General features: G+C 32.4%; 9 protein-coding genes and 1 pseudogene. 6 read left to right on the top strand and 4 right to left on the bottom strand.

What is annotated here, in order from left to right; all coding sequences use genetic code 11:
* The first annotated feature begins 480 nt into the window (after window positions 1–480).
* The 3 genes from YN1551_RS09790 to YN1551_RS17095 all read left to right on the top strand — a co-directional run bounded on the left by YN1551_RS09790 (window position 481) and on the right by YN1551_RS17095 (window position 4,444).
* The gene (locus YN1551_RS09790) at window positions 481–2,592 is read left to right on the top strand and encodes a hypothetical protein (protein WP_012717674.1); all 2,112 of its coding nucleotides are present in this window, start codon (window positions 481–483) and stop codon (window positions 2,590–2,592) included.
* 83 nt (window positions 2,593–2,675) lie between these two features.
* Window positions 2,676–2,975, top strand: a complete 300-nt coding sequence (locus YN1551_RS09795; RefSeq protein ID WP_012717675.1) for a hypothetical protein — start codon at window positions 2,676–2,678, stop codon at window positions 2,973–2,975.
* Window positions 2,976–3,364: 389 nt separating this feature from the next.
* A complete protein-coding gene (locus YN1551_RS17095; protein WP_012717676.1) occupies window positions 3,365–4,444 on the top strand; it encodes an ankyrin repeat domain-containing protein in 1,080 nt (359 codons plus the stop codon).
* A gap of 10 nt (window positions 4,445–4,454) precedes the next feature.
* Here YN1551_RS17095 and YN1551_RS15980 read toward each other — a convergent pair.
* Window positions 4,455–5,261 (bottom strand): annotated as a pseudogene (locus tag YN1551_RS15980) (IS630 family transposase).
* Between the two features lie 617 nt (window positions 5,262–5,878).
* On the opposite strand from YN1551_RS15980, the gene glyS reads away from it, so the two are divergent.
* Complete coding sequence (gene glyS, locus YN1551_RS09820; protein ID WP_012717677.1) at window positions 5,879–7,300, top strand: glycine--tRNA ligase; 1,422 nt, start codon at window positions 5,879–5,881, stop codon at window positions 7,298–7,300.
* A complete protein-coding gene (locus tag YN1551_RS09825; protein WP_012717678.1) occupies window positions 7,293–8,468 on the top strand; it encodes a hypothetical protein in 1,176 nt (391 codons plus the stop codon). Before glyS ends, YN1551_RS09825 begins: the two co-directional genes overlap by 8 nt.
* Window positions 8,469–8,797: 329 nt before the next feature.
* Here YN1551_RS09825 and YN1551_RS09830 read toward each other — a convergent pair whose 3' ends face one another.
* Window positions 8,798–9,649, bottom strand: a complete 852-nt coding sequence (locus YN1551_RS09830) for a metallophosphoesterase family protein (RefSeq protein ID WP_012717679.1) — start codon at window positions 9,647–9,649, stop codon at window positions 8,798–8,800.
* A 400-nt stretch (window positions 9,650–10,049) separates the two neighbouring features.
* Here YN1551_RS09830 and YN1551_RS09835 point away from each other — a divergent pair, with 400 nt between their 5' ends.
* Entirely contained in the window at window positions 10,050–10,973 is a 924-nt protein-coding gene (locus YN1551_RS09835) for an alpha/beta hydrolase (RefSeq protein ID WP_012717680.1), read from the top strand.
* A 41-nt stretch (window positions 10,974–11,014) separates the two neighbouring features.
* Here YN1551_RS09835 and YN1551_RS09840 read toward each other — a convergent pair whose 3' ends face one another.
* Complete coding sequence (locus YN1551_RS09840) at window positions 11,015–11,413, bottom strand: PaaI family thioesterase (RefSeq protein WP_012717681.1); 399 nt, start codon at window positions 11,411–11,413, stop codon at window positions 11,015–11,017.
* An 11-nt stretch (window positions 11,414–11,424) separates the two neighbouring features.
* A complete protein-coding gene (locus YN1551_RS09845; RefSeq protein WP_012717682.1) occupies window positions 11,425–12,786 on the bottom strand; it encodes a class I adenylate-forming enzyme family protein in 1,362 nt (453 codons plus the stop codon).
* Window positions 12,787–12,799: the final 13 nt, after the last annotated feature.

Below are 12,799 nucleotides of genomic sequence, written 5' to 3' on the forward strand. Positions count from 1 at the left end.
TTTACGACTTTAATTTCAATATTATATGCAATTATAATTGCAATATATGTTTACAGACATTTGGAAGGCATTATACATGGCAGTATATTTACTATCTTACCATTAATTAATGGAATTAAACCACTTGCTTGGTTTATTATAATTGAAGGCATTTTGCTAATTGTAATAGGTGTTTTTACAAAGAATTTAATTCCATCCATCATTTTATTAATTGGAGGAGCTGTCGTATTATTGATATTACGTTATTTAAGAAAACGTTCAACCTTTAAACTTCGTAGGCCAGACTTCATGTCGCATTAACTGAGTAATAATCAAAGTATTTAGTCTTCTACGTTATTAGAGAAACTAACAACTAGTCTCGTGTGTAATTATGGTGTAATTGAATAATTCTACAATTAATTGGAGTTACTATTATTTACTATTTAATTCGAATTACATGAAGAGTAAACTTTATTAATTATATTAGTTATACTATAACACATGAGTAAGGCTACAAACTTTATTATTTTAATTTTAGTCTTAACGTCTTTAATACCTGTAAACTATTCTTTAGCTTACAATATTTCGAGTGATCCTCGACTTCTATTCTGGCTAGTACCTTGGGGTCCGTCTAATGGTACTTATGAAAACCTATTACCATATCTACAGAATTTAGTTGTTGGTATAGTTTTTCCTTTTAACACTTACAATTTAGGAAATGAAAACGTTTCATTACAACAAGCGTTAAATTATGGAAACAATGAATATTGGATTTCTGAACAGTTATCTAAACTTGATATGCTCTATAACTCCTCTAATTTATTGTTCATCAACTTCTTTCTAACTACTGATAACTGGAGGGGATATCTAACAAATGTTACACATGCTCAAATGCTTCTACTTAATTACACCCTTCATAAGATAGCTAACGTTACAAACGGTGGCGAAAAGTTAGCTGTAGGAGTCTCAGAAATGAATGATCTAAGCAACTATGGCTATTACGAAGTGTATTCACTGATAAAGCAAATATTACCTAACGCTAAGTTATTCTATTACACAGATTTGGGTCAGAGCGTAAGTTCAGTAGAAAGTGTATTCGAGTATTTACAATCTAATGGAATAACATTAAATTACATAGGGTATGACGTATATCCTTATCCTTCTTATAGCTACGTAAATGGTATAATTAGCATACCCAATAATTACGTTAATCAAATTTTAGATCTAGAAAATTTTGCGAATCAACAAGGTGTTAGTTTCTTTATAGGTGAAATAGGTTTTCGTGACGGTGATATTAAGGGCTACATTAATCCTGCATCAACAACATATATTGATTTTAATTCTACGATAGGATATCAAGACACTATAAACTATTACGAAGACGTGATATCTCAATTAAATTCTATGGCTATAAACCTCATAGGCATTTGGAATTATAATGGTTGGAATGGAGATCCGTTTGGACTTTGGGATAATCCGTATTTTAATCAATTGCTTGAATTTGTAGGAATACATCCAGTTAAAATAGCCAAAATTGACGTAGTCTCTACATTTCCATATTATTATATAAATGGTACTATATACAATGTTAATAGGACATATGTCGTTATTTTGCCAGCTAATATAACATTAATCAATGAGAAATATATTAATAGTACTTCTAGGTTAATCTTAACTAATGTAACTATTAACGGTAATAGTACTTCTAGGAGCTTTGTTATAAATCAACAAGGGGAATATACTATAATGGCTAATTATGTTATACAATATTATGTAACTACAAATGTCAACGTTTCCGCTTATGTAAACGGTATTAAAGAAGAATTAAGTTCTGGTTGGTATAATAGGGGGTCTATAATTCAAGTATTTCCACAAATAATTCCGATAAGTCAATATGAGATCTATAATATCACTAGAACTTTCAATTTTATTGTTGATTATCCAATGCCAATTAAAATACCTTATATTGTAGAATACTACGTTAATGTTAATTTCACGGGACCGCCAATACTTGCTATAATAAATGGTACTAATAGAACCCTTGTAAGCGGTTACTATCCAGCTGGTACAATAATAGAAATTCCTATGTATGAATACTTAAATCCATACGCAAGGTTAGAGATTTTTAGTCTACCTCAGAAATTCATTGTTAATGCATCACTACAAGTTGATATTAAAGCTATCTCACAATTTTTAGTACTTATAAATCTACCTAATGGAAGTATTTCAGGGTGGTATAATAACGGTTCGGTTATAGTTATTCCTAAAGTCATAAAAGTAAACGGGACAACATACATACTTAATGGATCTGATGAAATAGAAATTACTCATCCACTCTTCATAACGCCTGAATACATTAAATTGGTTAATAATACGGAAACTACGACTGAAACTACTACTAACATTATAACAAACTCTCAACCTTCAACTACGTTAAATAGTAATACAATTACGTTAAATAGCAGTTCTTCTACTATGTTAAATAGTAGTATAACTATAACCCAGACTCTAATATCTCATAATACCCTAAATACTACAGCGTTAATATTAATAATAATATTGACTATTACCGCTATTATAGTAGTCATAATTATAGCTATTAGAAGGCAATAAAAAACTGTTGTAAATTCAATATTTCTTATATAATATCAAATAATAGAGGAAAAATTTTTATATAACTTAACGAAATTTCACTCATGGAACTTTGTATAAATACGAAATTAAGCTTAAGTGGTGCATCTGCAAATGTCAAAATCTATACTATCTCTGAAAATATATGTAACGAAATAACAAGTATAATTAATGATATATCTCTTTCAGAGTTAATGAATTTAGTTAGAAGACATGGAGGTTGTGAGATTACTTCAGATAATCCTTTAACGATTAAGACATGTGACAACGAGATTGAGGTTGTAGTTAGTCCAGCGAATCTCCTTGCTAGAATGGGCTGGGGAAAAGCCGTGAGTAAAGCCAGAGAGAACTGTAAAGGATGTTAATGAAATTGATGATGCAATTTCACATTTTATTATATAATGTAAAATAATTAATTATTGGAAAAAGAGTTTTTTAAATACATTTCCATTTATTATAGTTATGTCTAGATTCCATAATTAATGTAAGGTTCATGTGATTATAAGCACATATTTTCTATTAGAGAATATTATTATAATAAATATATCCAAAACAAGATTTTTAATTATTAGTTGATGCTTGGACTCTCTCTTAAGTATATATAACTAATTTTGATCCTCTCTGTTTAATCTAAATCTTTTAGATTAATTTAATACATTATATTAACTTTACTCTAACTAGTGGCTTAAGATATTATTATATCTTTCTTTATTTCGAGTAAATTTATTAGACTAACTATATACAGTAAGTATGTATGCAGGATAAGGAAAGCCCAAACATAAAAAAATTAACTCCAGCAGAATGTGCAGTGGTTATAAGTATAGATATTCTTTCTAAGGCTGGAAAGCCTACTACACCTAAGGAAATAGCAGATTTTTTAAAAGAAGATATACAGGCAGTTAGAAACATTTTAGAAAGACTAAGAAAGAAAGATATAGTTATTTCTTCATTAGCATTCGGTCTAGCTGGTTTAGCGAGAGTAAGTTCGTCTTCTCAAGTTAGTGGTAGAGAGAGAATACATAGATTGACTAGTGATATTGAAAGTATCTTACAGCAGCACCCTGAAATACTAGATTGGGCTAAGGTAGGTCTAGGTATTAATGACAAGAACGAGCTAATAGAGTATATAAATAAACGCGCGGAAGAAGAAAGATTAGTATCCTACGGCTTGACGCCATTGCATATGGCAGCACAAATAGGTGATGTTGACGTTGTTAGGGTTTTGCTTGAGCGTGGTGCTGACCCAAACGCTAAAGATAATAACGGTCAAACGCCATTGCATATGGCAGCACATAAAGGTGATGTTGACGTTGTTAGGGTTTTGCTTGAGCGTGGTGCTGACCCAAACGCTAAAGATAATAACGGTCAAACGCCATTGCATATGGCAGCACAAGAAGGTGATGTTGACGTTGTTAGGGTTTTGCTTGAGCGTGGTGCTGACCCAAACGCTAAAGATAATAACGGTCAAACGCCATTGCATATGGCAGCACATAAAGGTGATGTTGACGTTGTTAGGGTTTTGCTTGAGCGTGGTGCTGACCCAAACGCTAAAGATAATAACGGTCAAACGCCATTGCATATGGCAGCACATAAAGGTCATGTTGACGTTGTTAGGGTTTTGCTTGAGCGTGGTGCTGACCCAAACGCTAAAGATAATAACGGTCAAACGCCATTGCATATGGCAGCACATAAAGGTCATGTTGACGTTGTTAGGGTTTTGCTTGAGCATGGTGCTGATCCGCGGATTGCCGACAATGGGAGGCATATTCCCTTAGATTATGCTAAAGATAGTGCAATTCGTAGTTTACTTGAGAGTGCCTTGAGAAATAGCTAATCTGAAGTACCTAGAGCATAACACGAGTAATAATAAGTATTAACCCAACGCTTCAAATCCTTCCAAACCAACTCAATTAAGGAGAATAGGGAGGCAAGAAAAGCAAAGTAATGTTAAGCCTAGAAGCGGTAGCGAAAACATAAGAAGACTTGTGAAACTTAGCATTATCAAGAATCAACACGACATTACCAGAATTCCTAACCCTAAGCAAGTAAAGAAAATTAGCGAAAACCCTAGAATCAACATTGTGAGCATAAAACAAGGCTTACCATCAAACAAGGGAATACAAGCTAGAATATTAACACTTGGATAATCAACCCTAACAACATATAAACCCTAGAGGGATCATGACGAATACCAGACTCGTCCATGAAAAACACTTTTACGCCCTTCTTAATAACACCCCTAAACCTCTCCATAAGTCGGCATCTATTGGTCTCTTCTTGTCGATCTTGTAGGGTTTTATGTAGGGAATTTTCAGTCTTTTTCTCGCTATTCTCCAAGCTGTTACGTAGCTTATTTTTACGTTGAACTTCTCCTCTATGTAGGCCTTTGCTTCCCATATGGTTTTTCCTTGTATTTCTTCTACCTTTATTTCCCTCTCGTTTACCTTCTTTTTTCTTCCTTTTCTTTCCTTGTGGAATAGGCATTTTTCTCCCTCCTTTTTGAATTCGTTAATCCATCTGTGCTCTTGTGAACTTGTAGTATTTTTGCTATTTCGCTAATTTTCATTCCTTCCAAGTATTGCCCTAGTCTCGTTTAGGTTCTTGGGCTTCTTGCTAATTAGCTTCCTTTTTAAGGTCCTTAGCACACTCATTTAGTTTTAATAGTGCATTTTGTCTAATATATCTTGGGGGCTGTTGGGTTCAAAGCGAATTAAGGTCCTTAGCACACTCAGCCCAACAGCTCCCATTACTAACACTAGATTTAACTCCCTTTTAGCCCCCGTTGCAGCTATTATGAAAAAGACTATAAGTAAAAACTCTGAAGAAGAACATAATCAACAAATTAAAAGAAGAAGTAAAAATGAGTAAAAGATGAAAAATTTAAAAAATATTTTTTGTATTATTTACATTAATATTAGAATAAATGTTAAAAACTGTATAGTGTAAGTTATTAATTATAATTTTATTATGTATAGGAAAAATTTTCTTTATATAAATACTAACTGAGATTCTGAATATATTTTGTCAAAATTAGGATTTATAACTCAATATTTATACTATTTGTACGCTTAATATACCTCCTACGTCGATTAGATTAACGCATAGCATTGTTAAAGACGAAAGCAGTAGTGCTTATATGGATCAAATATAAATTAAATAAATTTCTATAATCAAAATAATCTAGTGAGTTAGTTGAATGTATATAATGAGATAACATCAGTTAAATTTATAAATTATAGAGTGAGACAATATAATTGGTTGAATAAAATTGAGTCAAATTAAGTACAAGCAAGATGTAGAAAGATTCCTAAGGAACTTTTACGTTAATTCAGCAGAAATTTACAAAGGTAGAAATATTTCTGGATTTATAGATTGGCTACCACCAGGTGCAATGCTAAGGCAGAAAATAATAGATAGCTGGATTAATTTCTTCATAAAGAAAATACCTAATGTCTTCTTAATGGATGGAAGTACGATACTGCCATTAATCGTCTTTGAGGCATCTGGACATCTTGCCAATTTTACCGATCCCGTGATAAAATGTCCAAAATGCTCGAATACCTATAGAGTAGATCACTTACTAAAGGAAACTAATGGTAAACTAATCTGCCCTAGAGATTTAACTGATCTAAAAGAACAAGAAATAAAACAAAAGAGTCTAATGTTGGAACTCACAGTAGGTTTGACCGATGAGATAAATGCCGCATTAAGACCAGAGACTGCACAAAACATTTATATCAATTTCATGAATTTTAAAGCAATTGGACTAAAGTTACCATTTGCTATAGCGCAAATAGGCAGATCTTACAGAAATGAAATATCGCCCCGTGGATCTAGGCTCAGAGAGTTCGTCCAGATGGAAATAGAAGAATTCGTTCTACCCTCTCATTTAGATTCACATCCACTTTATGACAGCGTTAAAGAGATTAGATTACCCATATTTTATGAAGAACAGACTATCGAAATGGAGTTAAATGAAGCCGTTAAAAAAGGTTTAGTGCCGAATGTCAGACTAGCCTTTTGGATAGGTAGAGAGTGGCAATGGCTAACCAATGAACTAGGTTTACCTGGCAATAAGATTAGATTCAGAGTCGTACCACCTGAAGAGAGGGCCTTCTACTCTAAGGGGACGATAGACGTGGAAGTAAATATAGAAGATGATTGGGTCGAAATAATAGGCAATGCTTACAGAACGGATTATGATCTCACTGTGCACTCTAAACATTCTGGTGCTAATTTAAGTGAAAACGGTATGATCCCGCATGTTGTAGAACCGTCCTTTGGCCTAGATAGAATTGCAATGGCTGTTTTACTGCTAAACTATGACCCTAGTCCATCAGATAGAAATTGGCCATTATTTAGAATACCATACAAAATATCGCCTTTAGAAGTAGGTATAGCCTCTATCCATCATAGCGATGAATATATTAACGTTGCAGAAAAAGTCGATTTAACATTAAGATCATTGGGTTACGTTACATTTAAATTATTTGAAAAAGGTAAAATAGAGGCTCAATATGCTAAAGCTGATACTCTAGGTATCCCATTAGTAGTTACTGTAGATTCTAAAACTTTAGATGAAAATACAGTAACTATTAGAAATAGGGATACGAAGGCGCAAATAAGGGTAAATATTAGAGAAATAGGCCAGGCTATAAAAAACCTTCTTTTAGGCGGAGGATATGGGTAAAGAAATTAAGGGATCTTCTATAATCAGAGTACTTGCTATAATCAGAGTACTTGCTATAATCAGCATACTTGCTGCCTTTTTTAAGCAAGAATCTTTTAAAGAAGGGATTTATACATCTTTTTTTGCAACTGTAGGATTGGGTATTTTCTATTATCTTGACATGAAAGGACTTTCTCTAATATTTACAATTCCGTTAATTATGCTAATATATGGATTAACTATATTAGTAATTTTAGGACTAGAAAGAATGTCAATACACGAAAATAATTGGGCACAACTATTCTTAATTATAGGCTTTGTTTTTTATGACGTACCAGCTAGTTTAGGTTATTTATCGTATTTTGCAAATAACGACATAGCCTTAATCTTTAACTTACCCTTCGAGTTCGTAGTATTTATAACAGTATTTATTTCTATTATACTTTTTATAATAATGTATTATTATAGAAATTCAACATATTTTGTAAAATTCAAATACTATTATACATCATCACTAATCCTACTCATCCCACTCTTAGGTACAGGTGATAAAATACAGATAACTGAAATAGACTGGATAGGTTTAACGTTATTTGCGATGGTAGGCTTTACACCTATATTTAATAAATTAAGGGAGAAAAAATACTTGAATTCCCCAGATGAAAGGAAGGAATTCATATATGGTGTGATAATGGGTTTTTTAGTGATAACTGTAATTATTATATTATATATTTTAATTGATCATTTTAATCTTGTACTAAACATAAATCCTAAAATAGGCAAACTATTAGTAGGGATAAATGGATTGATAGCTTATTTAGCCTTCTCTACATCCTTTGCAGATCTCATTTATCATCTCATTAAAAAGCACATAAACGAGAAAGGAAAATCAGAAAATGTTCAGCAAGATTTGAGAACAAGGGTTATGCCTTTAATAAAGAGCATAAGTATAATACAAATCCTATTTAATAGAATAACCATGAGTATAAGACAAATTGATAGTAAAACTATATTAATAATCGTGACAATACTAATAACAATACTAATAGATATAATATTAGGGACTATAATATTAATATTGAGGTTGCCAGTGCATCGATATCTCGTCTACTCTGGTTTAGCAGGAGGATTGTTACAATACATCATCCCGATAATATATATATTAAATAAGGTAAAAAAGAAAAAATAACTTTTTATATCATAAAAAATCAACAATCAATTTTCAACTCTATATGTATGTTATTTTTCCAACTAACACTATCGTAAATAGATTCGCTAAAAATCTGAACGTGATCTACTCCAACACTTAATATGTAATACTTATTTTTAAACATTAAGCCGAGATGTATCACTATCAGGGGGAATACACCTATTAAGCCCCCATCATACTATAATTTCTTTCATCACCTTAAATATTCTAACCAAAATCCAGTTTATAAATTTTTTAACTATCTTGCTGTAAAGAACAGTTAATAACATAGCAATTATAATATAAATAAAAAATGGAAGTGACTAAGTTTAGAGATTTAATAAAGCGTTTTGTATGTAATCCTTAAGCTTGAACTGAAATGTATAGGCGTTTATGAAAGTAATTCCGTTTATTGTCATTTTAGGAGCTACTGAATTTCCATGGAGATGCCCGTAAATGTAGTAGACTATCTTTTTGTTAGAATTAAAGATTATATTATTAAAGATTATATTAGATAACTCTTGTCCATCATAAGCGTTAAAGAATGAATGTTCTTTAATCAAATCCTTAAATGGTGCGTGATGTGTGACTATTATGGTTTGCCTTCCCCTTATGTTCCTTTCTATCTTCTCTTTATTTATCTTAGCAAAACTTCTTGATTCGAGCTTTGTATATATACAGTCGTTATGCCAATTAGGGCATGAGCACTGACTTATAGTATTAAGATAAATGCAATTACTCTTTATATACTCCTTACTAAATCCGTAGGGATTACAGTTTTCATAATCGAAATCGGTATAACCAGGGGCAAAAGAATAATCGTACCAACCTACATTACCAACAACGTCGTAATCCCCTAACTCAGTCCTATTTATAGCATCTAATAATTCAACGTTATATTTTTCACATAGTTTATTTATTCTTTCTATCTTACTAATGCTGTCTATGTCTTTCTCGTGTATCCATAAGTCATGGTTTCCTAAAACTATAATTATTCTCATTTTCTGATTAGCTTTCTTTAACTTTATGAAAAGTTTTTCAATATCTCCCAGCTTTCCATCTACACTCAAGTCTCCAGAAATTATAAGTGCATCAGGTTTTACTAGTTTTATCCCCTCTAATATCGTAGCTAAGTAAGGTGATGGCATATGGATATCTGTAGCTACAAGTACTTTAGTCATTATTCATAAATAGTATTGTCCAGCTTTTAAATAATTGATTGTTCTTAGTCTTAATTACGGGTAATATGTTTTAAGTAGCCTTATGAGAATTTCAAGAATAGATATATCATTTGGCTTATCTGAACTATAAAACTTAACGAGATATAGTTCTTTATCTTAAAATTTATAAGTTATGGCGTTACATTTTTAAAATTTTATATAATTAAAATAAAAATATCACCGTTTCAAAACTAATTTATACTAATAGTATTTTATAGATTTATAGTCTTTAACATAAATCTATCTAATTATATATTTTCAAGTATAACTAATTATCATTAAAAATTTTTCATATATATCGATGTCTAAAAAAGACAACTTATAACAAATATTTATAAGTATATCATTCTTAAATATATTTATGAGAAATGATGGAGAATATAACTTTAAGAGATTAAACGTAGAATTTTATTCTGAAGGAGTTAAATTAAAGGGCTGGCTTTATCTTCCTGAAGGATCTGAAAAGTTCCCAGCAATAGTCATGGCTCATGGTTTCTCTGCAGTTAAAGAAATGTACCTTGATAGTTTTGCAGAAGTTTTCGCTAAAGCAGGTTTCGTAGTCCTAGTTTACGATAATAGGAATTTTGGGGAAAGTGAAGGAGAGCCTAGGCAAGAAATAGATCCCTGGCAACAAGTTAAGGATTATAGATACGCTATATCCTATGTTAGATTAAGATCTGAAGTAGATCCAGAAAGGATAGGAATATGGGGAACAAGCTATAGTGGAGGACATGTAATAGTAGTAGGCTCTTTAGATAGTAGAGTCAAGGCTATAGTTGCGCAAGTTCCTTTAGTTAGCGGTTCTGAAAATTTAAGGAGACTCGTTAAATCCGATATGATACCCCAATTAAGGGCTATGTTTGCAGAGGATTATGAGAGGAGAATGAAGGGCGAAAAACCCTTAACTATTCCAGTTGTTTGCAAAAGTCCTCCTGAAATGTGTGCTTTACCTACTGCAGATGCTTATGAATGGTTTACGGAGACTGGCAAGAAAAGAGCTCCAAATTGGAAAAATGAGGTAACCTTAAGGAGCGTAGAATATCTATCCATGTATGAGCCCATAAATTTCATTAGAGGTGTTAGTCCAAAACCCATAATGTTAATATTAGCTCAAAATGACGTTTTGACACCTACGGATTTAGCTTTAGAAGCTTATGAGAGAGCTTTACCACCTAAGGAGTTAGAAATACTTCCTGGAGGACATTTCGATGCGTATGTTAAGGAATTTGAAAGGTCTAGTAAGACAGCAAGGGATTTCTTCCTACAACATCTTGGTAAAAAATAGTAAATTAACGGAAAATTCCATAAATGCTAAATAAAATATACTTAACTTACTTTCATAAAAGTTCCTAAAGCCTTAACACAGAGCTTCCCTTTATCATTATAAATTTCGCCTTCCGCAAATATAGTCCTCTTACCTTTCTTTAAAATCTTTCCTATTACTTTAAATTCTTTTCCCTTTAAAGGTTCCAGGAAAGAGAACTTTAACTCTAACGTTAAAACTTGAGTATCTGAAACTAGTCTCGCAACTGACCAGCAAACTGTATCTAAAACGTACATAGAAATTCCTCCGTGAACCATATATCCAGGAATACTTATTAATTCTTTAAATGGAAACTTAACTACTACGCGATCCTCTGTTATTTCTTCAACTTTTAGCTCTAAGAGTTTAGACATAGGATGGGATTCTATGTAAGTTATGAGATCTTGCTGTGTTACGCTCATTAGAATCTCCCTTACGGTAATTTATCTACAATATATACTTTTTTAAGTTTCTTATAGAATGCTACCTTAGAATTAACGAAATTTAATAATTCTTCTTCTAAACCACTCCTTCTTTCCTTAACTATTACATAAGCTACTGGTTTCTGCCCTAAATTGCCCTCATCCTCTCCTAGTACTTTAGCGTCTATAACCATTTCGTGTGTTTTTAATATGTCTTCAAGATCCCTAGGGAATATTGGATATCCCTTATACTTTAACATCCTTTTCTTAACCCCTCTGAAGTAAAGTAGACCTCTCTCATCCATGGTAACTAAATCGCCCGTCTTAAGCCAGTCTCCTTCAAATACTTTTTTTGTCTCACTTTGATCCTTATATCCTAACATGACCCAAGGAGATTTGACCCATAACTCTCCGACTTCTCCTATTTTGGCTTCCTTTCCATCATCCTTAACAATCTTTATTTCTACACTGGGTAAGGGTTTTCCTATGGTCAATATTCCAGCGTATTCCTTTGGTTGATAAGTTACTCCTAGACATTCTGTGCAGCCGTAAGCTTGCAATAAATCCTTTCCATATTTTTCCTTAAAGGACTTTAAGGTATTGAGAGATAGGGGTGCAGCAGAGCTTATGCAAAGCTCTAGACTGCTTAAATCGGCGTTTTCTGAGAGTAAAGAATCATAAATCATTGGAACGGTGGATAGGTAGTTTATTCTATACGTCTGTATGGCATTAATTAGTTCTTTAACGTTAAACTTCCTCATTACATAAACTGTTCCGCCAGATTTTATGGTTATTCCAAATATGCTATTACCTAAGACGTGAGCTAAGGGAACTGTTAACACTGATCTTACCTCTTGTATCTGTGATGTGTTATAACTCTCCTCAATGTTCTTTATTACCCTTCTAGGACTATGTAATACTTGCATTGTCTTTCCTGCTATTCCAGCATAATAATAGATTAGCCCAGCCTCATTATCCTTATACTCGTAAGGTTCCCTTATCTCCTCCTTCTTTTGTAATTGCGTAATTACCTTATAGCCCTTTAAAATGTCTTTTTCTCTATTGTAAATTTCGTCATCTGTAATTACCACTGCAGGTTTTGCATCTTCTAAAATAAATTTGAGGTCTTCTGCTGAGGTTAATGGGTCTAACGCTATTATTTTCGACCCTGCCCAGAATGCAGCTAAATAAGCGAGAATTGAGGGAATTGAATTATACATCAAGTGTACTACAGTCTCCCCAGCTGAAAAGTTTGAGGCTATGCTGGATATTTCCTCTATTACGTCATTATAAGTTAACATTTTTTCCCCTATCAAGAACGCTTTAGATGGATTAGTCTTACCTTTTTCATATAGTAAGGTAGCTAAGCTCACATATGTTATTTAC

Origin of the sequence: Sulfolobus islandicus Y.N.15.51 (assembly GCF_000022485.1) — an archaeon.
Classification (GTDB): Archaea; Thermoproteota; Thermoprotei_A; order Sulfolobales; family Sulfolobaceae; genus Saccharolobus; species Saccharolobus islandicus.